Genomic DNA, 21,776 nt, shown 5'->3' with positions numbered 1-21,776 from the left:
GGTGGTTCTTGATGTTTATTGCCAAGATTTCGTTTTTTTCAGCTATTTCCAACTTTTGTACGACAGTCCAACCGTGGTCCGGCTTCCCCTTGGCCGCTTTTTCCCCTCTATTTCACGCCGATCAAGGATAGACCATGCGCCTACCTTTGCCCTCCGATCTGCCCGCCACCTTGCAGCCGCTGGTCACTCGCAACCAGCAGTTCATCAGCGATGCCGTGGCCGGCCACCCCGAACTCGACCTGCAGGCCTGGAGCCCGCTGCACCGGCAGCAGTTCGACCAGGTGGCTGCTGCCAGTGAATTCGTGCTCAGCCTGGCCCAGCGCGAGCCGGCCATGCTGTTCGCCCTGCTGGCCAGTGGCGAGCTGGAGCGGCGTTACGCCCCCGGTGAGCTGCGCGGGCAAATCGCCGCAACGGCCCAGGCAGCACAGAGCGAGGACGAACTGGCGCGCAACCTGCGCCGCGCGCGCAACCGCCAGCAACTGCGCATTATCTGGCGCGACATTACCCGTCAGGCGGAACTTGGCGAAACCTGCCGGGACCTGTCGGACCTTGCCGATGCGGCCATCGACGAAGCCTACCAATGGCTGTACCCGCGCCATTGCCAGCAGTTCGGGACACCCATCGGCAACCGCAGCGGCCAGCCGCAGCACATGGTGGTGCTGGGCATGGGCAAGTTGGGAGCGGTAGAGCTTAACCTGTCGTCGGACATCGACCTGATCTTTGGTTTCCCCGAGGGCGGTGAAACCGAAGGGGTGAAGCGCTCGCTGGACAACCAGGAGTTCTTCACGCGCCTGGGCCAAAGGCTGATCAAGGCGCTTGACCCGGTTACTGTCGACGGCTTTGTATTCCGCGTTGACATGCGCCTGCGTCCCTATGGTTCGGCGGGTGCCCTGGTGCTCAGCTTCAATGCACTGGAGCAGTACTACCAGGACCAGGGCCGTGACTGGGAACGTTACGCGATGATCAAGGCGCGGGTGGTGGCCGGCGACCAGGCGGCTGGCGCGCAGTTGCAGGAGATGCTGCGCCCGTTCGTGTACCGCCGCTACCTGGACTTTTCCGCAATCGAAGCGCTGCGCACCATGAAGCAGCTGATCCAGCAGGAAGTGCGGCGCAAGGGCATGGCCGAGAACATCAAGCTGGGTGCCGGTGGTATTCGCGAAGTGGAGTTCATCGCCCAGGCCTTCCAACTGATCCACGGCGGGCGTGACCTCAGCCTGCAGCAGCGGCCGTTGCTCAAGGTGCTGGCCACCCTCGAAGGCCAAGGCTACCTGCCGCCAGCAGTGGTGGCCGAGTTGCGCGAGGGCTATGAGTTCCTGCGGTACACCGAGCACGCCATCCAGGCCATCGCCGACCGCCAGACGCAAATGTTGCCGGAAGGTGAGACCGATCAGGCACGAGTGGCCTACATGCTCGGCTTTGCCGACTGGCATAGCTTCCATGACCAGTTGATGTACTGGCGTGGCCGCATCGACTGGCATTTCCGCCAGGTCATTGCCGACCCGGATGATGAAGACGGCGAAGGCGAACTGGTGGTGGGTGGCGAGTGGTCGCCGTTGTGGGAGCAGGCGCAGGATGAAGAAGCCGCTGGCCGGCAATTGCAAGAGGCTGGCTTCAAGCAACCCGCCGAAGCCTTGCGGCGCCTGGCCGGGCTGCGTTCCAGCCCGCAGTTGCGCTCGATGCAGCGCATCGGCCGTGAGCGACTAGACGCATTCATCCCGCGGCTGTTGGCCCAGGCGGTGGAGCATGACAACCCCGACCTGGTGCTTGAGCGGGTGCTGCCATTGGTCGAGGCTGTGGCGCGGCGTTCTGCCTACCTGGTACTGCTGACCGAAAACCCGGGTGCCTTGCGCCGTTTGCTGACGCTGTGCGCTGCCAGCCCGTGGATTGCCGAGCAGATTGCCTTGTACCCGCTGCTGCTCGACGAACTGCTCAATGAGGGCCGTTTGTTCAGCCCGCCCTTGGCGCCAGAACTGGCCAGCGAACTGCGCGAGCGCCTGACGCGCATCCCCGAGGACGACCTGGAGCAGCAGATGGAAGCGCTGCGCCATTTCAAGCTGGCCCACAGCCTGCGCGTGGCCGCCTCGGAAATCAGCGGCAACCTGCCGTTGATGAAAGTCAGCGACTACCTGACCTGGCTGGCTGAAGCCATCCTCGACCAGGTGCTGGCCCTGGCCTGGCGCCAGACCGTGGCCCGTCATGGCCAACCCAAGCGCAGCGACGGCAGCCTGTGCGACCCGGGTTTCATCATCATCGGTTACGGCAAGATGGGCGGCCTGGAACTGGGCCACGGTTCGGACCTGGACCTGGTCTTCATCCATGACGGCGATCCGCAGGCGGAAACCGACGGTGCGAAGCCTATCGACAGTGCGCAGTTCTTCACGCGTCTGGGGCAGCGCATCATCCACTTGCTGACCACCCAGACCAACTCGGGCCAACTGTACGATGTGGATATGCGCCTGCGCCCGTCCGGCGCCTCGGGGCTGCTGGTCAGCTCGCTGGGTGCGTTCGAACGCTACCAGCAGAACGAAGCCTGGACCTGGGAACACCAGGCGCTGGTACGGGCCCGTGTGCTGGTGGGTTGCAAGCAGGTGGGGGCGGCATTCGAAGGTGTGCGCGCCAAGGTACTGGGCCAGGCGCGCGACCTGGAAAAACTGCGCAGCGAGGTGAGTGAAATGCGCGCCAAGATGCGTGACAACCTCGGTACCAAGGCTACGGTTGCCGGTACGGGGGCGAACGCCTTCGACGCCGGCGTGCCGTTCGATATCAAGCAGGATGCCGGCGGTATCGTCGATATCGAATTTATGGTGCAATACGCCGCTTTGGCCTGGTCCCACGACCATCCGGCCATACTTCGATGGACCGATAACATCCGCATTCTGGAAGAGCTGGAGCAGGCGAACTTGATGCCGGCCAGTGACGCGGTGCTGTTGCGTGAAGTGTACAAGGCGTTCCGCTCGGCCTCGCACCGCCAGGCCCTGCAGAAGCAGGCCGGGGTGATCGATGCGGCGCAGTTTGCCGATGAACGCCGTGAAGTGCGGCGGATCTGGGGTGAGTTGGGTTTAAGCTGATACCGTGTTGGCTTGTTCGCGGGCAAGCCCGCTCCCACAGGTACTGCACAGGCCCTGAGCAGTGTGCAATCCCTGTGGGAGCGGGCTTGCCCGCGAATAGGCCATGTGAGTGGTACACTGTCCGCCACATAGCCTGAATATAAAGAGGGGAGGCCAGGCTGGACCGCAGCCTGTAGCCTCCCCGAGCGTTTCTGGACTAAGCATGAGAATACTGATCATTGGCCCCAGCTGGGTTGGCGACATGGTGATGGCGCAGACCCTGTTCCAGTGCCTGAAACAGCAGCACCCCGACTGCGTGATCGACGTGCTGGCCCCCGAGTGGAGCCGGCCGATCCTCGAACGCATGCCTGAAGTGCGTCAGGCCTTGAGCTTCCCGCTCGGCCACGGTGCGCTGGAACTGGCCACGCGGCGGCGCATCGGCAAGTCCCTGGCCGGCCAGTACGACCAGGCCATCCTGCTGCCCAACTCGCTCAAGTCGGCGCTGGTGCCTTTTTTTGCCGGCATTCCAAAACGCACCGGCTGGCGCGGTGAAATGCGCTTCGGTCTGCTGAACGACGTGCGCAAGCTGGACAAGACCCGCTACCCGCTGATGATCGAGCGCTTCATGGCCCTGGCTTACGCGCCCGGCGCCGAGCTGCCGCAGCCATACCCGCGTCCCAACCTGCAGATCGAAGCGCAAAGCCGCGACGCCGCCCTGGCCAAGTTCGGCCTGGAACTGGACCGTCCGGTACTGGCGCTGTGCCCTGGCGCCGAGTTTGGCGAAGCCAAGCGCTGGCCGGCAGAGCACTATGCCGCTGTGGCCGATGCGATGATTCGACAAGGCTGGCAAGTGTGGCTGTTCGGCTCCAAGAACGATCACCCGGTCGGTGAGCAGATCCGCGACCGGCTTATTCCGGGGTTCCGTGAAGAGTCGTCCAACCTGGCCGGTGAGACCTCGCTGGCCGAGGCCATCGACCTGATGTCCTGCGCCCATGCCGTGGTGTCCAACGACTCCGGCCTGATGCACGTGGCCGCTGCGCTGAACCGTCCATTGGTGGCGGTGTACGGCTCGACTTCACCCGGTTTCACCCCGCCGCTGGCCGAACAGGTGGAAGTGGTGCGCACCGGTATCGAGTGCAGCCCGTGCTTTGACCGCACCTGTCGCTTCGGCCATTACAATTGCCTGCGTCTGCTGGATCCGGGCAAAGTGATCGCCGCCCTGCACAGCCTAAGCGGACCGGACCTGATCGATACCGTGGCCGAGGTCGACTAAGTGCGGGTACTGATCATCAAGACCTCGTCGCTGGGGGATGTCATCCACACCCTGCCGGCGCTTACCGATGCCGCCCATGCCATTCCAGGCATCCGTTTCGATTGGGTGGTGGAAGAAGGCTTCGCCGAAATCCCCAGTTGGCACCCTGCGGTCGACCAGGTCATCCCGGTGGCGATCCGTCGCTGGCGCAAGAACCTCTGGCAAACCATCAAGAGTGGCGAGTGGAAGGCGTTCAAGCAGCGCGTTCGCGAGCGCAAGTATGACCTTGTGATCGACGCTCAGGGCCTGGTCAAGTCGGCCTGGTTGACCCGTTACGTGAAGGCACCCGTAGCCGGCCTGGACCGCTACTCGGCCCGCGAAGGCTGGGCCAGCCGCTTCTACGACCGGCCTCTGTCGGTCGCCACCGGCCAGCATGCGGTGGAGCGGGTACGCCAGCTGTTTGCCATGGCCCTGGCCTACGACCTGCCAGAAGGCATCGGCAACTACGGCCTGGACCTCGACCGCCTGCAACTGCCGCCGGCTGCGCCCTATGTGGTGTTCCTGCATGGCACCACCTGGGCGACCAAGCACTGGCCCGAAGCCTACTGGCGCGAACTCGCCGAGCGCATGGGCCGGCGCAAGCTGGAAGTGCGCCTGCCCTGGGGTAATCCGGCCGAGAAGGCGCGGGCCGAGCGAATTGCCCTAGGCTTGAACAACTGCCAGGTGCTTCCCAAATTGAACCTTGCCGGCGTCGCTCGTGTACTGGCGGCGGCAAAGGCCTGCGTGGCGGTCGACACCGGCCTTGGCCACCTGGCGGCGGCGCTCGATGTGCCCACCCTTTCGCTGTTTGGCCCGACCAACCCGGGCCTGACCGGCGCCTACGGACGGACCCAGATTCACCAGGCCAGTGACTGGCCTTGCGCTCCCTGCCTGCAGAAGAAGTGCACCTACAAACCGAGCGCCGATGACCTGGCCCGGTTCGATCTGAAACGCGAGTGGCCGCTGTGCTTCACTCGCCTGAATCCCGAGCATGTGGCGAGCCGCTTGAGCGCGTTGCTGCTGGCTGAGGATGTCCGTTGATGCAACTGGCTTTCGTGCTTTACAAATATTTCCCCTTCGGCGGGCTGCAGCGCGATTTCATGCGCATTGCCCTGGAATGCCAGAAGCGGGGCCACCAGATCCGCGTGTACACGCTGATCTGGGAGGGTGACATTCCACCGGGTTTCGAAGTGCTGGTGGCGCCGGTGAAGGCGATTTTCAACCACCGCCGCAACGAGAAGCTCAGTGCCTGGATGGCCGCTGACCTGGCCAAGCGCCCGGTCGACCGCCTGATCGGCTTCAACAAGATGCCGGGGCTGGACGTGTACTACGCCGCCGACGGCTGCTTCGAAGACAAGGCGCAGACCCTGCGCGGTGGCTTGTACCGTCGCTGGGGCCGCTACCGGCACTTTGCCGAGTACGAGCATGCGGTGTTCGCCAAGGACGCCCATACCGAAGTGCTGATGATTTCCGAAGTGCAGCAGCCGCTGTTCATCAAGCATTACGGCACCCCGGTAGAACGCTTCCACCTGCTGCCGCCAGGCATTTCCCAGGATCGCCGTGCGCCGGCCAATGCCGCCGAGATCCGCGCCGAGTTCCGCAAGGAATTCAACCTGGGGGATGACGACCTGCTGCTGGTGCAGATTGGCTCAGGCTTCAAGACCAAAGGCGTGGACCGCAGCCTCAAGGCACTGGCCGCGCTGCCGTCAGCCCTGCGCAAACGCACCAGGCTGATGGTGATCGGCCAGGACGACCCCAAGGTATTCCAGCTGCAAAGCGCTACCCTGGGCCTGGGCGACCAGGTGCAGTTCCTCAAGGGTCGCAGCGACATCCCGCGCTTCCTGTTGGGCGCCGACCTGCTGATTCACCCGGCTTACAACGAGAATACCGGTACGGTGCTGCTCGAAGCGTTGGTCGCCGGCTTGCCGGTGCTGGTGTCCAAGGTGTGCGGTTATGCCCACTACATTGCCGAGGCCGACAGCGGCCTGGTGCTGGATGAGCCGTTCGAACAAGAGCAGCTCAACGGCTACCTGCAGCGCATGCTCGAAGACCCGCAGGCGCGTGCCAGCTGGTCGCGCAATGGCCTGGCATTTGCTGATAGCGCCGATCTGTACAGCATGCCACAGCATGCTGCCGACGTGATCCTGGGGCAAAAAACCGCATGAAGCTGATATTGGCCGAGCCCTTCAAACGCCTGTGGGCCGGGCGTGATGCCTTCGACGCCGTGGAGGCGCTGCAAGGCGAGGTCTATCGCGAGCTGGAAGGGCGCCGCACGCTGCGCACCGAGGTGGCTGGCGAGGGCTTTTTCGTCAAGATCCACCGTGGCATCGGCTGGGGCGAGATCTTCAAGAACCTGTTCACCGCCAAGCTGCCGGTACTCGGTGCCGGCCAGGAATGGCGGGCGATCCAACGCCTGCACGAAGTGGGTGTGCCGACCATGACCGCAGTCGCCTACGGCGAGCGTGGCAGCAACCCGGCCACGCAGCACTCGTTCATCATCACCGAAGAGCTGGCGCCCACCATCAGCCTGGAAGACTTCAGCATCGACTGGGTCAAGCAGCCTCCCGAGCCGCGTCTGAAGCGTGCACTTATCGCCGAGGTGGCGAAGATGACCGGCGGCATGCACCGCGCCGGGGTCAACCACCGCGATTGCTACATCTGCCATTTCCTGCTGCACACCGACCGACCGGTGACGGCGGATGACTTCAAGCTGTCGGTGATCGACCTGCACCGTGCGCAAACCCGTGCCACGATCAGCCGCCGCTGGCGTGACAAGGACCTGGCTGCGCTGTACTTTTCGGCCCTGGACATCGGCCTGACCCAACGCGACAAGCTGCGCTTCCTGCGTGGTTACTTCCAGCGTCCGCTGCGGCAGGTGCTGAAGGAGGAAGCCGCGCTGCTCGCCTGGCTGGAGCGCAAGGCCCAGAAACTCTACGATCGCAAGCAACGCTATGGGGATGCACTCTGATGGCGAGTTGGACACTGGCGCCGGGGTACGAACACCTGGCGGCGGACTTCGGCAGCCTCGATGCGGTATTCGCCCTCCAGGGCGAACGGCTGACCCGCGATCCGCTCAGTGAGGTGGTACGCATCGAGCGTGACGGGATCAACTACTATGTCAAGCGCTACACCGGGGCCGGCAAGCACATGCGCCGGTATCTGGGGCGGCCACGCATCAAGGCCGAATGGCAAAACCTCAAGCAGTTCGCCAAATGGGGTATCCCCACCGCCGAAGTCGTGGCCTGGGGCCTGGAGCGCAACGGCCTGGCCTTTGGCCGTGGCGCGATGATCACCCGTGAACTGCCGCGCACCGAAGACCTGTCGGCCCTGGCCGAACACAACGATCCGCGCTTGGCCGACCGCACCTGGGTCGACCATATCAGCCGTCAACTGGCGCGCCATACCCGGGTCATGCACGAGCACCGCTTCGCCCATAACGATTTGAAGTGGCGCAACCTGCTGGTCGATGACCAGGGCACGCTATTCTTCATCGACTGCCCCACCGGCGACTTCTGGCGCGGATTCATGTGGCGCCACCGGATGATCAAGGACCTGGCATGCCTGGACAAAGTGGCCAAATACCACCTGTCAGCTACCCAGCGCCTGCGCTTCTACCTGCAATACCGTGGCCGTGACCGGCTGAATGTGCGTGACAAGAAGCGCATTCGTCGGGTACTGGGCTTTTTCGAGGGAAGGGAATGACCGATTACCTGGCCAGCGCGGACCTCGCGCTGCTCAAGCGCCATGGCCTGGACGACTTCGAGGCGCTGTGGGCGCTGCAACTTGATGCTGTGGACGAACCCAACACCGGCCGTGGTGGCTGGAGCAGCGTCTTCCGTCTGGAACTCGAAGGCAAGGGCTACTACCTCAAGCGCCAGAGCGACTACCTGACCCGTACCCTGCACCGGCCGTTCGGCGAGCCCACCTTCGCCCGGGAATTCCGCAACATCAGTCGCTACCAGAAGCTGCGCATTCCGGCATTGCAGGCGGTGTTCTACGGCGAGCGCAAGCAGGGTGGCAAGCACCGGGCCATCCTGATGACCCGCGCTCTGGACGAATGGGCCGACCTCGAAAGCCTGCTGGCGCAATGGCCGCGGTTGGGTAAGGCCGAGCGCACTGACATCCTGCAGGCCTGCGGCCAGCTGGCGCGTACCCTGCACAGCGCCGGCCAGGTGCATGGCTGCTTCTACCCCAAGCACATTTTCTTGCGCCAACGGCGCGACGGCTGGGATGCGCAACTGATCGACCTGGAAAAGACCCGTCCCCTGCTGCTCGGCATGCGTGACCGCCTCAAGGACCTGGAGCCGCTGCTGCGCCGCGCCCAGGCGTGGAGCGTGCAGGATGTACGTACTTTGCTGGCTACCTACCTGGGGCAGCCCGCCGACGGCGCGCTGGTCGATAGCTGGCTGCAACGGTTGACGCAACGCCGTCGTGAAAAAGAGGCCCGCTGATGCGTTTGTCTGAATTGAAGGATGCCGGGCGCAGCCCATCGCTGCCCCTGAGCATCACGTTGGTTGATGCCGCTGGCAGCGCCGACTTGCAATTGCTCAGCCTGCTGCGCGTGCTGCCGGGCCAGCGTTATGTGGGCGCTGGTGTCTGGCGCGGTACACCGGTGCTGGCAAAGTTGCTGGTCGGTGGTAACGCTGCACGGCATTTCCAGCGCGAACTGCAGGGTGTGAAATTGCTGGCCAAACAAGGGCTGACCACGCCGACGCTACTGGCCGACGGCCTCAAGGAAGGCGAGGGTGGCTGGCTGCTGTTCGAATTCCTTGACGGTGCCCAAAGCCTGGCCGATGCCTGGGCCGCAGTGGAAAACCTGCCAGTGCTGGCGGACGAGCAGCACCTGGTGCTGGGCGAAGCGCTCACTGCCGTGGCGCACATGCACGCCCAAGGCCTTTGGCAGGAAGACCTGCACCTGGACAACCTGCTGCGCCATGCCGGCAAGCTGTACCTGATCGACGGTGCGGGCATAAGGGCGGAAACGCCCGGTCAGCAGTTGTCGCGTCCACGCGTGCTGGAAAACCTCGGGGTGTTTTTCGCCCAGTTGCCCAAGCGCCTGGAGCCGTTCATCGAAGAGCTGCTGGTGCATTACCTGCTGGCCAACGCCGAGCATGCGTTGCCGCTGGAAGCGCTGCAGAAACAGGTGGACAAGGTGCGCACCTGGCGCCAGAAGGACTATCTGGACAAGGCTGGCCGCGAGTGCAGCTTGTTCAGCGTCCAGCGCACCCTTTCGGGCTTGCAGGCGATCCGCCGCAGTGAGGTCGAGGCCCTGCAGCCTGTACTGGAGCAGGCCGATGCGCTGATCGACACCGGCCATTTGTACAAGACCGGTGGCGCTGCCAGCGTGGCGCGCATTGAGGTCAACGGTCGCCAGTTGGTGATCAAGCGCTACAACATCAAGAACACCGCGCATTGGTTCAAGCGCTTCTGGCGCCCGAGCAGGGCTTGGCATTCCTGGATTGAAGGCCACCGCCTGGAGTTCCTCGACATCGCCACGCCACGCCCCCTCGCGGTGCTGGAACAGCGGGTGCTGGGCCTGCGCAGCCGTGCCTACCTGGTCACCGAGTATGTCGACGGCCAGGATCTGACGGCATGCTTCGCGCCCTACGTCGAAAGCGGCGATGCGCCCGAGGAGCAGGTGGAGGCCTTGGTGCACGTGATGCAGCAGCTGATTCGCGAGCGCATCAGCCACGGCGACTTCAAAGGCCATAACCTGTTCTGGCACAACGGCCAGTGGTCGCTGATCGACCTCGATGCCATGTGCCAGCATGCCACCCAGCTCAGCTTCGCACCGGCCTATGCCCGTGACCGGGCACGGCTGCTGCGCAACTGGCCCAATGGCAGTGCCTTGCATCAGCGGCTGGACCGGCTGTTGCCAAAACTGGTCGACTGAGGCCGCCGGTTCCGGCTGTCAGTGGGCCGGCGGTGGTTGATCTGGCAGTGTCAGCCAGTCACTGCTGCGCCCTGCCTGGCGAACGCGTATCAGCCACTGGCCGTTTTCGTGGCGCAGCACCGCCCACGGCACCACGCTGACGTTGCTGGCAACGGCAATCTGCAAGTGGTAATGATCCGGCAGCAGGTGACGGCGCACAGGCAACTGCCCGTCCTTGAGCGCCAGGTACAGCTGATCGTCAGCCTGAAAAAGCCCTTGTTCGATGTTTACCGGCAGGCCAGCCATTGGCACTTGCAGATAGCAGTCCTGCAGCAACTGCTTCAGGTCGGGCAACCCGTCGTACCAGAGCACCGGTGAGTCGATCACCCATTGCCCGTCGGCTTTGCGCTTGAGCGGTTGCTGCAGATAGGCATCTGGCTGGCCAGGGTCGATGGCCCGCCAGCGGTAGCCGTCGAAGCTGACCTGATAGTAGCGGTTGTCGTTGTCCTTGATGAAGTACAGCGACAGCCCACCAAACGCCGAGCGTTGTTCGTATACACCTTCATCGTAGATACCGTCTATGCGATAGCGCAGGCTGCTGCTGCCCGGTTTTACCTGGAGGCGTGCGGGTAGCGGCAGTGGCGGTGGTTTGGGGATCCCGCGCAGGGATCGGCGTAGCACTCTGGAACCCAGAAAACTGGTACCCGCATCGTTGAGGTGGCTAAGCGCCTGATAGGCATGCCGCATCACCCCTTCCACATCCTCTTGCTTGAAGGCCTCGGCGCCATCCCAGATGTCGATTGCCATGCGGCCGATCGACAGTACCAGCAACGCGCGGTTCGGCAGCAGCAGGCTGATGAAGTCCAGTAAGCGCCAGCTCAGCGCCATGACCGACTCCACATTCACTTCCCTGGTCGTCATGCTGTCGGCATCGGCCTGAGCAATCAGCGCCCGGGCTTCGGCCATGTAGTAGACGAAGAACAGGTCGTCCTGGATCTCGGGTGTCCTCAAATGCGTGCTCATGCGCCCCTTGTCCAGCAGCTGCTGCACCGTAGCAGCAGGCAGCAATGGCAGGCGCTCGGCCACATATGCTCTCAACGTGGGCTGCTGGCGCAATGTGCGAAGCAGTTCGCGGGTCGTGCGAAAACGGCGCCAGGCCCTGCGGTCCGGGGCATCCGGGGTGTACAGCACGCATGCCGGAGACTTGTAGGGGGTGCTGTTGAGCAGCAGCACGCCCTGCACGGTATGGCCCATGATGTTCAACTGGCGAACAGTGACCGGGTAGCCTGCTACTGGCGCACGCAAGGCATTGTGTGGTTGGTCCAGCACTGCGCGCACCCAGTTGTAACCATGTTCGAAAGGGTCTTCGCCAAAGTGTCCGGCGTAGTGCGCCTTGACTGCTTCAGCGCGCATGCGTGCACGGTTGACCTTGCTGTGCGCAGTCAGGCGCCATTTGCCTGCTCTGGAACTGATGAGTTGGGTGTGCAGGTACTTTGCGTAGCTGTCACCCACGTTCAGTTCCCGGACCATGTGCTTGACATACTGCGGTGTGAGCCCGGCGGGCATGGCTTTGCCGTGGGCATGGATCACCCGGGCAGTCAGCCAGTAGTCGGTATCGAACCACGGCAAGTTCTTGAGGGCGATCTCTTCGAGGGTGTTGATTTCCTCGACCATCTCCACCATCTCGTGGCCCACGCGTCGCATGCCTACATAGGTGACATAGGATGAGAGGGCGAAGGGATGCATGATTGCGCCCGTGCGGCGGGCGCGTACGACCACGATCTTGATCTCGCGAGGATCTGTTTCGTACCCCAGGTCATGGCTCAGGCGCTCGCGAAGGCGTGCGTTGGCCCAGGCCAGCAGGCTATTGCGTTGCTTGAAGTCGTCAAGGCTCAGCACTCCCGGGGCAGCAGCCTGCTCGGCGATTGCCACCAGCGTTTGCATGGCCTGCATCATATGGCTCAGGCCTTGCGCAGATGTATTGCGCAGCCAGTTGGGCAGGTGCTTCTCAAGCAATTGGGAGTAGCGTGTTTGCAGGATGGGCTTGGCGCCGACTTCGTGCCATAGCGCGAGGGCTTCATGTATTCGGGTGTGCTGGTCGGGTGAGCCGTTGCTCCACAAGCCGGTGTCACTCAGGCGTTGGCGTTGGGCTTCTATCACGCTGTCGATCTGGGCCTCCAGCAGGCTGTCGGCGTACCATTCATAGCGCAGGCGCTGTGACCGGCGAGCGCGGTCCGCCTGCGTGTCAGTGTACAGATGCAGCAGCGGTCTGCTCTGGAGTGGGTCTTCCAGGCGTTCGCAAAGCTCCAGGTGCAGTGCGGCAAGGGAGTCGAAGGCCTCGATGCCTTGTGACAGGCTGCACAGCAAGGCAGCGCCTGCGGCATCCTGAGGCGTGAGCATGTGGCCCTCGGCTGTACCGGCAACGATGATCAGTGTGCCTGGCAGGTAGCTTCGCCAGTTGGGCCGTAGGCCTTCCAGCAGAACGCGGTAGACCTGTGGCCTTTTGGCCAGGGGCATATGCCTGCGTTGGGAGGGTAGTGGCTGTTGCAGGCAGGCCCATAGTTGATCGGCTGAGCGGTAGCCCAAGGTCTCGTCGCCCAGGCGCAGTTCAACCTCGGCCAGCATCAGCGCCTTGCGCAGTGCCAGCAGCTTTTGTCTGGGGGTTTCGCCTTGCTCATCGGCCGTGGTCCAGAAGCTGGCCAGTTCGCCGTGCAGCCAGGTGCGTGTGTCGGGGTTGATGGGGTGTTGAAGGTCGAGGGTCGGGAGGCCGTCGAGCAGGTCACCGATTTGTCGGTCGATCTGTTCCAGTTGTTCGAGGGGGCGCATGGGGCGGGTCCTTGGTTGAGGAAACCCCATGCTTGGCAATAGCTGCGGTTGCGGGGTGGTAGCGGGCTAGTGCCCCCGACGCCAGAGCAGCCCGCGCAGGCTCAGCAGAGCCGGCAGGCCCAGGCCGGCCCAGGCCAGAACGTCCCAGCCACCGTCGCCGAGCAGTGCGGCGAACAGGCCCAGGAAGCCAAGCAGGGCAATCAACGCTGGCCAGGCGAAGAGGCGTGCAGTGGCTTGTGACCTGTGGCTCATGCGCGCGCCTCCCTGGGTTTACGCTGCTTGCCCCACCACAGGTAGAGGCCGCTGCCGAGCACGATGATTGTCAGCACGTCCAGTAACGCCCAGAGGATCTGCATCGGTCGCCCGCCGTAGTCGCCGAAATGCAGTGGCTGCGACAGGCCCATGGCATCCATGTACCAGGGACGGTCGCCTACGGCAGTCACTTCAAGGGTGCGAGCATCGATCAGTACCGGCGTGAACAGGTGCGAACTCAGGTGAGTGGCACCGTTCATGAACACCGCATAGTGGTGCTCGCTGGAGAAACGCGTGCCTGGAAACGCGATGAAATCCGGGCGCATGCCCGGCGCGGCCTGTTCGGCAATGTCCAGCAGGCGAGTGGCTGGGGCGCGCTCGACGAGCGGCGGGGCGTCGCGGTAGGGGGCAACCATCGCAGCCAGGCTGTCATTGCGCCAGGCCGCGATGACCAGGTCGGACAGGGCACTGATCACCCCGGTCACGCTCACCGTCAATGCCCAGGCCAGGGTGACCACGCCGATCAGGTTATGCAGGTCGAGCCAGCGCAGGCGGCGGGATTTCTTGTGGCGTACGGTGCCGAATTCCAGGCGGCGCATGAATGGCGCATAGAGCACGGTGCCGGAGACAATCGCGACGATGAACAATACGCCCATGAAGGCCAGCAGCAGCTTGCCCGGCAGGCCTGCGAACATGTCCACATGCAGGCGCAGCATCACCATCATGAAACCGCCGTTGGCGGCCGGCATGGCCACCGCCTCGCCGGTGCGTGCATCGAGCATGAAGGTATGCGACAGGTTGGGGTCGGTGCCGGCGGTGGCGGCGGTAATGGCGACCACGCCGTTGGGCTCGTCTTCATCGTAGCCGAAGTACTGCATGACCTCGCCGGGGCGATGTTGTTCGGCCTTGAGCACCAGTTGCTGCAGGTCGAGGTGCGGGGTGCCTGCCGGCATTTCACGCAGTTCAGGGGCGTCGCCTAGCAGGTGTTCGAGTTCGTGGTGGAAGATCAGCGGCAGGCCGGTGACTGCCAGCAACAGCAGGAACAGGGTACAGACCAGGCTGCTCCAGGTGTGGATCAAGGACCAGCGGCGGATGGTGGGGCTTTTCATCACGGTACCGATTGTTGTCGGTTGGAACCCGGGGCCGCAAGGCGGCCCCAGTTCACTCAGAACTTGTAAGTGGCGCTGGCGACAACGCTGCGCTCATCGCCGTAATAGCAGTAGTACGAGTCACAAGTAGAGAGGTAATCCTTGTTCAGCAAGTTGGTGGCGGTGACCGCGACCGACGCGCCCTTCAGGCTGCCGTTCAGGCGACCCAGGTCGTAATGCACCGACCCATCGAAGACGGTGTAGGCCTTGGCCTTGCCCAGGTAGGTATTGCCTTGGTCACCATAGGTATTACCGGTATAACGCGTGCCCAGGCCGATGCCGAAGCCGTCGAGTACGCCTGAGTGCCAGGTGTAGTCGCCCCAGATGGACGCTTGCTGGTTCGGCATCAGTTGCAGACGGTTGCCTTTGAAATCGCCGTCCTGAACCTCGGACTTGGCCAGGGTGTAGGCGGCAATGACCTTCAGGTTGTCGGTCACATCGGAAACCGCTTCCAGCTCAAGGCCGCGGACTTTCACTTCACCGGTCTGGCTGGTGATGGTCACACCACCGACCGTGTTGGTGACCGAGACGTTTTTCTGAGTCAGGTCGTACACGGCTGCCGACAACAGGGTGTTGGACCCCGGCGGCTGATACTTCACGCCCAGCTCCCACTGCTTGCCTTCGGTGGGCTTGAACGAATCCGAGGCCGACACACTGGCATTGCTGGACGGCTGGAACGACTCGGCATAGGACAGGTACGGCACGAAGCCCGAGTCGAACACGTAGCTGATGGCTGCGTTGCCGCTGAATTTCTTGTCCCGCTGGGTATTGGTGGCATCACCCTGGTTGAAGAACTTGGTGCCGGTATGCACCCAGTCTTCACGACCGCCCAGGGTCAGGCGCCAGTTACCAAGCGCCATCTGGTCCTGCACATACAGGCCGGTTTGACGGGTTTTCTGGTTGTAGTCGTAAAACGCGGTCGAGCGATCCGGGCGAGTGATTGGCACCCCGTATACCGGGTTGTTGACGTTGCTGTCCGGCACGTTGAAGTCGAAGATCGACAGGTAGTTGGTGTTGATGCGCTGGTGGTCCAGGCCGATCAACAGCGTGTGGTCGATGTCCCCGGTAGCGAAGTCCGCCTGGAAGTTGTTGTCCACCGCGAACTGGCTGATGTCTTCATCGGTGTTGGTGGACATGCGGCTGACAGTGCCATCGTCCTGCACCGGTGGCGAGCTCTTGTTGTAACTGCCAGGGGTGATGGTCTGGAACGACAGGTCCGACTTGGTGTAGCGCAGGTTCTGGCGGAACTGCCAGACGTCATTGATGCGGTGTTCGAAGGCGTAACCCAGCGCGTAGTAAGTACGGTCGTAGAACTCGTAGTCCGGGTCACCCAGGTTCTTGTGGTGCGAGATCTTGCCGAATGGCATGTCGATCTTGGTGCCCTGGATGGGCCGGAACTGGCTGGTGGCGCCGGTATCGTCACGGGTGAACTGGGTGAGGAAGGTCAGCGTCGTGTCTTCGTCAATGTTCCAGGTCAGGCTTGGGGCAATGTTGTAGCGCTTGTTGTCGATGTGGTCAATCTGGGTGCCACTGTCACGGATAACGCCACTGAGGCCATAGAGAAAGCGACCTTCATCGTCGATCTTGCCGGTGCTGGCGAAGTTGATCTGACGATGGTTGTCGCTGCCGTATTGAAGCTCGATTTCGTGAGCGCTTTCGGCTTGCGGACGGCGGCTGACCATGTCCAGCAGGCCACCAGGTGGGGTCTGCCCGTAGATCGAGGAGGCCGGGCCGCGCAGCAGGGCGAGGCGGTCGAGGTTCCAGGTTTCGGCTTTCGGGTTGGCGTACACGCCGCGTGGCAGCGGCAGCCCATCGAGGAACTGCGTTGGCTCGAAGCCGCGCACGCGCATCCAGTCATAGCGCGTATCGCTGCCGAAGCTGGCGGAGACGATACCTGGCATATAGCGCACTGCATCATCCAGGCTGTGTACACCGCGGTCTTTCATTTGCTCGCGGGTGGCGACAGAGATGGAGCGGGGGACTTCCACAAGTGCCGTGTCAGTCTTGGTGCCAGCAGCGGTGCGCTTGGCCACGTAGCCTTCAACCGGGCCCCAGGCGCTTTCGCTGGCGCTGGTGGCATTCACGGTGGTTTCCGGCAAGGCCAGTGTGCCATCCGGCACGGCCACCAGGCTGTAGCTGCCCGCACTGCTCTGCTGCAACTGCAGGCCGGTACCGCTCAGGGCGGCTTGCAGGGCGCCCAGGCCGTTGTATTGGCCGTTGACCGGGGCCGAGGTGCGGCCGCTGACCAGTGCCGGGTCGATGGCCAAGGCAATGCCGGCCTGGCTGGCGATCTGGTTGAGGGTGGTGGCCAGTGGTGCGCTGGGCAGGTTGTAGGCGCGCGACGTGGATTGCTCGGCGGCGAACAAGGCAGGGCTGGTCAGCGGGGCAGCCAGGCCGATGGCCAGGGCCATCAGGCTGGGGCGCAGGATATGATCAACGGCACGGGACATGCGGCGGTTCCTCGACGGGTAAGTGCTTGCTGCTTCCTTGCCGAGCGAGATCTGAAAAGTGACAGGGTGAATCTGAAAAATATTGAGAATTATTTAAAATGGGTTTTGCCAGCACCGGCCTCTTCGCGGGTGAACCCGCTCCTACGACGATCCCGATGTGTGCCCACCACCGTGGTAGGAGCGGGTTTACCCGCGAATACGATGGCGGCGGCAACGGTGAACGGCTAGTGGAAATTGGCCAGCAGGCCCGGCCTCTTCGCGGGTGAACCCGCTCCTACGACGACCCCGATGTGTGTCCACCACCGTGGTAGGAGCGGGTTTACCCGCGAATACGGTGGCGGCTGCAACGGTGAACGGCTAGTGGAAATTGGCCAGCAGGCCCGGCCTCTTCGCGGGTGAACCCGCTCCTACGACGACCCCGATGTGTGCCCACCACCGTGGTAGGAGCGGGTTTACCCGCGAATACGATGGCGGCGGTAACGGTGAACGGCAGGTGGAGATTGGCCAGCAGACCCGGCCTATTTGGAAGTGACCTTCACCCACCACTGCGTATGCCGCTCGATCTTCACCGGCAACGCCGGCACCAGCGAGGCCAGCGCCAGGTCGGTGTTGGTCAGCGGGAAGCTGCCGGTCACGCGCAGGTCGGCGACCTTGGCATCCACTCCGAGGTAGCCGCTGCGATACTGGCCCAATGTGGCGAGCAGGTCGCCCAGGCGTACGTTGTCGACCACCAGCATGCCGCGGGTCCAGGCATCGGCACCGGCGGGCACCGTGCCAACCTGGCCGAGGCCGTTGGCGTTCATCAACACTTGCTGGCCTTCGCGCAGCACCTGTTCGTCGCCGCTGTCATGCGGCATGGCGGCGACCGAGGCTTGCAGCACTTCCAGGCGCGTACCGCCGGCTTCGCGGCGCACCAGGAAGCGCGTGCCCAGTGGCCGCAAGCGACCGTCTTCAGTGCGGACCAGCAGCGGGCGTGGGTCCTGGTGGCCGGTTTCGACCGAGATCTCGCCCTGATGCAGCACGATCACCCGTTGTGCGCCGGCATAGTCGATGTCCACGGCGGTGTGGGTGTTCAGGCTCAGCAGTGTGCCGTCTTCCAGGCGCAAGGTACGCAATTCACCCGTGGCGGTGCGCTGGTCGGCCAGCCAGTAGCTGGGTGCCAGCGACGGCGCACCGACCCATGCCAGCAGCGCGCCGAGCAGAAACGTGCCGGCCAGCCCGCCGCCAACCTTGCCAATGCGTCGTCGCAGGCTGACGCGCGATTGCAGCAACGCCTGGCGTGCCGGGCCAGCCGCCGCGCTAACGCGCTGGTCCATGGCGCCGAGCTGGCGCCAGGCACGTGCGTGTTCTTCGCTGGCAGCATGCCAGCGCATGAATTCATTGCGTTCATCAGGCGTGCCGCTGCTGTCGCCGAGGCTGAGTTTCCAGGCAATCGCGGCTTCCAGAACCCGGGACGAAACCGGGACGTTGCTCACGTCGGCTCCCCGTACAGGGCTACGTAGCACTGGCGCATGCCTTGGGCGATGTACTGGCGCACCCGTGATACCGAAACGCCAAGGCGCTCGGCAATCTCGGCATGGCCCATGCCGTCCAGACGGCTGTGCAGAAACGCAGTGCGAGCCTTGCTCGACAGCTTGCCGAGCAGGCGGTCGATGGCTTTGAGGTCTTCAAGGATCAGGTGCTGCATTTCTGGCGAGGGCTGTTCGGCTTCAGGGATCAGTGCCAGCTCGGCCAGGTAGACCTGTTCCAGTGCGGCGCGGCGGAAGTGGTCGAACATCAGCCCCTTGGCCACGGCGGCCAGAAACGCGCGGGGTTCGCGGGGTGTGTCCAGTTGCTCACGACCGAGCAGGCGCACGAAGGTGTCCTGGCTCAGGTCTTCAGCACGTTGGCGGCAGGCCATGCTGCGTTGCAGCCAGGCGAGCAGCCAGCCGCGGTGGTCGCGGTACAGCGCACCGACCAGATCGGCGTGTGGGCTTTGTGCAGAAGACAAGCAGCGTCCCCCCGGAACGAATGCATTAACTAACGATAATTATTCGCGATTGTTGCAGAGGGGAGGGGGTGGGTGCAATGGACGCTTATCGGATTGCCATCATGGAAAAGGCTGAAGGGTATGCCTTGGAATTTTCAGTGCCTATCCCTACAAACCATGACTCTGCATCTTGCGCCGTCGCCACCCGCGCAACCGCTGCTCCAACTGCAGCGGGCTGTCCAGCTGCTGGCGCCGGGCCTGGCTGAACAGGATCAACGCCAGCTCTGCGGTCACCAGGGCATCAGCACTGGCATGATGGCGCTCTTCTACCTGCAAGCCAAACCGCGCCACCCAGTCATCCAGCCCGGCCTCGCGCAGCACTGTGTCGGGGTTGAGCATCGGCGCCAGCTCGGCGATATCGAGGAATGGCGACTGCAAGCGGTACCCCAGGCTCTCTTTCAGCGCACGCGCCAGCATGCGCTGGTCGAATGGCGCGTGAAACGCCAGCACCGGGCTGTCACCAATGAAATCGAGCAAATCCAGCAGGGCCTCGGCCGGGTCGCAACCGGCAGCCAGGGCGCTGGGGCCCAGGCCGTGGATCAGTACGCTGGCGTTGGTCTTCTGCAAAGGCCGGTGCAGCGTGCGTTCGAACTGCTGGGCAAAGTCGATGGCACCGTCTTCGATCGCCACTGCCCCGATCGACAGTACCTGGTCCCGGTTGGGGTTGAGCCCGCTGGTTTCCAGGTCCAGCACCACCCAGCGCTGCTCGCGCAGGGTGCATACCCCTAGCGGCACGGGCTTGGGCAACCGGGCCAGGCGTTGGCGTGTGGTGTGGTCCAGCTCGGGCGCGCTGGGGCGCAGCCAGGCGAACAGGCTCACAACTGGTACCGCAAGGCCAGGCTGCTTTGCAGGCGCTGGGCCTGGCGCAGGGACTCGCGCAGGATGCGCCGGTCCAGGTGGTTGAGGCTGTCCGGGTCGAGCCGGTTGGAGTAAGGCAGGTTGTCGCGTATCTGGCGCTGGTGCTGCTGCATGCGGGTTTGCTGGATGAAGTGGTAGGCCTCTTCATAGGCGGCGCCGTCCAACGGCTCGATCACGCCCTTGGCCACTAGTTGGCGCAGGCGCTCCAGGGTATTGCAGGCAGCTATGCCATTGGCCAGGGCCAGCAAACGGGCACCGTCGACGAAGGGCGTCAGGCCTTGGACCTTGAGGTCGAGGGTCGCCGCCTTGTCGTTGCCCTGGCGGGTCAGCACGAACTCGCGCAACCGGCCCACCGGCGGGCGTTGGCGCAGGGCGTTGTCAGCCATCATGCGCTGGAAGATGCGGTTGTCGGCTACCTGTGCCAGCAGGCCCTGGCGCAGTTGCTCGCAGCCTTGCTCGTCGCCCCACACCACACGCAGGTCGAAGTAGATGCTCGAACCCAGCAGGTTCTCCGGGCTGGCTTCGCGAACAAACCCGGCAAAGCGTCGCGCCCACTCGCTGCGCGACAGGCACAGTTCGGGGTTGCCGGCCATGACGTTACCCATGCACAGGGTGAAACCGCACTGGGCCAGGCACTGGTTGATGTATTGCGCCAGCGGCAGCAGGCGAGCGCGGATGGCGTCGGCCTCGGCGCTGTCGACCGCTTCGAAGAGGATGCCGTTGTCCTGGTCGGTGTGCAGGGTCTGCTCGCGTCGCCCCTCGCTGCCAAAGCACAGCCAGCTGAACGGCACGCCCGGGTCGCCACGTTCGGCCAAGGCCAGTTCGATGACCCGGCACACGGTATGGTCGTTGAGCAAGGTAATGATCTGGGTGATCTGCGTCGACGATGCGCCATGGGCCAGCATGCGTTCCACAAGCTGGCTGATTTCTCCGCGCAGTGAAACCAGCGTATCCAGGCGTGGCGCATGGCGTATGGTGCGCGCCAGGTGAACCAGATCGACCCGTTGCAAGGAAAACAGGTCGCGCTCGGAAACCACCCCACACAGGCGCCGGTTTTCCACCAGGCATACATGGGCAATATGCCGCTCGGTCATGGCCATGGCGGCATCGAAGGCGCTGGCCTGGGGTGGGAGGTAGAACGGTTTGGCTGTCATGTGCTGGTCGATGGCGGCGCCCAGGTCAGTATCTATTGTCGCCACCACCTGGCGCAGATCGCGCAAGGTGAAGATACCGATGGGGTAGCGCTGCGGGTCGACCACCACGATGCTGCCCACCTGTTGCTCGTGCATCAGCCGCACGGCTTCGCGCAGGGGCGTATCGGCGCTGCACACCACCGGATGGCGCATGGCCAGTTCCCCCAGGGGGGTGTTCAGCGAGTATTGGGTGCCGAGGGTTTCCACAGCGCGCTGGCGTACTTGCTGATTGACCTGATCAAGCAGGCTGCTGACACCGCGCAGGGCAAAATCCCGAAACACTTCAGACATCGAGAACACGCGGATGAATGCGGCCTTGTTCAGTTGCAGGCAGAAGGTGTCTTCACCGGCCAGGTGCTCGGTGCGGGTTGCCCGCTCACCCAGCAGGGCTGCCAGCGGGAAGCACTCGCCGCTGGTGATCTCGAACGTGGTCTCGACACCCGGTTTGGCCAGATGCTGGCGCTCGCCAACCACGCGGCCCTGTTTGACGATGTAGAAGTGCTCGACCGGCCCGTCGGCAGGTTTGACGATGCTTTCACCACAGGCGTAGAAACGCAGCTGGCACTGCTCGACCAAGAAGGCCAGGTGGCTGTGCTCCATCTGGTTGAACGGCGGAAAGCGCTGCAGGAACTGCAATGTGCCCTGGATGTTTTGCAGTACTGCCGTCTTGCCCGCCTGGCTGTAGGCGTCCTTTTTGCTCATGAAACTGACCGTATCGCTATGCCGAACTATATATATCTATATATAGGTACCGGCCATGTTGTTCTCTGCCTCCATGGTCGGCTTGCGGCGAGGTGGTGCCCATTGGAC

At 63.5% G+C, this 21,776-nt stretch carries 16 protein-coding genes; 8 read left to right on the top strand and 8 right to left on the bottom strand.

The features are described from left to right. Positions 1-134: 134 nt before the first annotated feature. From glnE to ACYCCG_RS19005, 8 genes are all read left to right on the top strand, one after another. Positions 135-3,068, top strand: a complete 2,934-nt coding sequence (glnE, locus tag ACYCCG_RS19040) for a bifunctional [glutamate--ammonia ligase]-adenylyl-L-tyrosine phosphorylase/[glutamate--ammonia-ligase] adenylyltransferase (RefSeq protein ID WP_209968612.1) — start codon at positions 135-137, stop codon at positions 3,066-3,068. Positions 3,069-3,270: 202 nt separating this feature from the next. After that, positions 3,271-4,320: a lipopolysaccharide heptosyltransferase II gene (gene waaF / locus ACYCCG_RS19035; protein WP_176683551.1), complete on the top strand. Its 1,050-nt coding sequence runs from the start codon at positions 3,271-3,273 to the stop codon at positions 4,318-4,320. Further along, on the top strand, positions 4,321-5,379 hold the full coding sequence (waaC, locus tag ACYCCG_RS19030) for a lipopolysaccharide heptosyltransferase I (protein WP_176683550.1): 1,059 nt from the start codon (positions 4,321-4,323) through the stop codon (positions 5,377-5,379). After that, positions 5,379-6,503, top strand: a complete 1,125-nt coding sequence (locus ACYCCG_RS19025) for a glycosyltransferase family 4 protein (protein WP_209968608.1) — start codon at positions 5,379-5,381, stop codon at positions 6,501-6,503. Before waaC ends, ACYCCG_RS19025 begins: the two co-directional genes overlap by 1 nt. Beyond that, positions 6,500-7,306, top strand: a complete 807-nt coding sequence (gene rfaP, locus ACYCCG_RS19020; protein ID WP_176683548.1) for a lipopolysaccharide core heptose(I) kinase RfaP — start codon at positions 6,500-6,502, stop codon at positions 7,304-7,306. Before ACYCCG_RS19025 ends, rfaP begins: the two co-directional genes overlap by 4 nt. Beyond that, positions 7,306-8,040, top strand: coding sequence for a lipopolysaccharide kinase InaA family protein (locus ACYCCG_RS19015; RefSeq protein ID WP_176683547.1), 735 nt, complete (start codon positions 7,306-7,308; stop codon positions 8,038-8,040). Before rfaP ends, ACYCCG_RS19015 begins: the two co-directional genes overlap by 1 nt. Beyond that, positions 8,037-8,789: a lipopolysaccharide kinase InaA family protein gene (locus tag ACYCCG_RS19010; RefSeq protein WP_176683546.1), complete on the top strand. Its 753-nt coding sequence runs from the start codon at positions 8,037-8,039 to the stop codon at positions 8,787-8,789. Before ACYCCG_RS19015 ends, ACYCCG_RS19010 begins: the two co-directional genes overlap by 4 nt. After that, positions 8,789-10,231: a lipopolysaccharide kinase InaA family protein gene (locus ACYCCG_RS19005; protein WP_209968606.1), complete on the top strand. Its 1,443-nt coding sequence runs from the start codon at positions 8,789-8,791 to the stop codon at positions 10,229-10,231. The genes ACYCCG_RS19010 and ACYCCG_RS19005 overlap by 1 nt, the downstream gene beginning before the upstream one ends. Positions 10,232-10,249: 18 nt before the next feature. Here the strand turns inward: ACYCCG_RS19005 and ACYCCG_RS19000 are convergent, their stop codons facing one another. From ACYCCG_RS19000 to ACYCCG_RS18965, 8 genes are all read right to left on the bottom strand, one after another. Further along, positions 10,250-13,036 carry a dermonecrotic toxin domain-containing protein gene (locus ACYCCG_RS19000; RefSeq protein WP_459671492.1) on the bottom strand — a complete coding sequence of 929 codons (2,787 nt, stop codon included), beginning with the start codon at positions 13,034-13,036 and terminating at the stop codon, positions 10,250-10,252. Between the two features lie 66 nt (positions 13,037-13,102). After that, complete coding sequence (locus tag ACYCCG_RS18995; RefSeq protein ID WP_339535848.1) at positions 13,103-13,288, bottom strand: hypothetical protein; 186 nt, start codon at positions 13,286-13,288, stop codon at positions 13,103-13,105. After that, a complete protein-coding gene (locus ACYCCG_RS18990) occupies positions 13,285-14,397 on the bottom strand; it encodes a PepSY-associated TM helix domain-containing protein (protein ID WP_209968599.1) in 1,113 nt (370 codons plus the stop codon). Before ACYCCG_RS18990 ends, ACYCCG_RS18995 begins: the two co-directional genes overlap by 4 nt. Positions 14,398-14,453: 56 nt before the next feature. Beyond that, a complete protein-coding gene (locus tag ACYCCG_RS18985; protein WP_459671491.1) occupies positions 14,454-16,886 on the bottom strand; it encodes a TonB-dependent siderophore receptor in 2,433 nt (810 codons plus the stop codon). A gap of 518 nt (positions 16,887-17,404) precedes the next feature. Beyond that, on the bottom strand, positions 17,405-18,361 hold the full coding sequence (locus tag ACYCCG_RS18980) for a FecR domain-containing protein (protein ID WP_176683540.1): 957 nt from the start codon (positions 18,359-18,361) through the stop codon (positions 17,405-17,407). Further along, entirely contained in the window at positions 18,358-18,876 is a 519-nt protein-coding gene (locus tag ACYCCG_RS18975; protein WP_209968592.1) for an RNA polymerase sigma factor, read from the bottom strand. Before ACYCCG_RS18975 ends, ACYCCG_RS18980 begins: the two co-directional genes overlap by 4 nt. A 147-nt stretch (positions 18,877-19,023) precedes the next feature. Further along, positions 19,024-19,734, bottom strand: coding sequence for a 3'-5' exonuclease (locus tag ACYCCG_RS18970; RefSeq protein WP_459671488.1), 711 nt, complete (start codon positions 19,732-19,734; stop codon positions 19,024-19,026). Then, positions 19,731-21,668, bottom strand: coding sequence for a putative nucleotidyltransferase substrate binding domain-containing protein (locus ACYCCG_RS18965; protein WP_209968586.1), 1,938 nt, complete (start codon positions 21,666-21,668; stop codon positions 19,731-19,733). Before ACYCCG_RS18965 ends, ACYCCG_RS18970 begins: the two co-directional genes overlap by 4 nt. Positions 21,669-21,776 lie beyond the last annotated feature (108 nt).

The sequence above is a fragment of the Pseudomonas sp. VEM90 genome, assembly GCF_054611535.1.
Note: the sequence above shows the minus strand (reverse complement) of the source record. Positions and strands in the feature narration are given on the sequence as shown.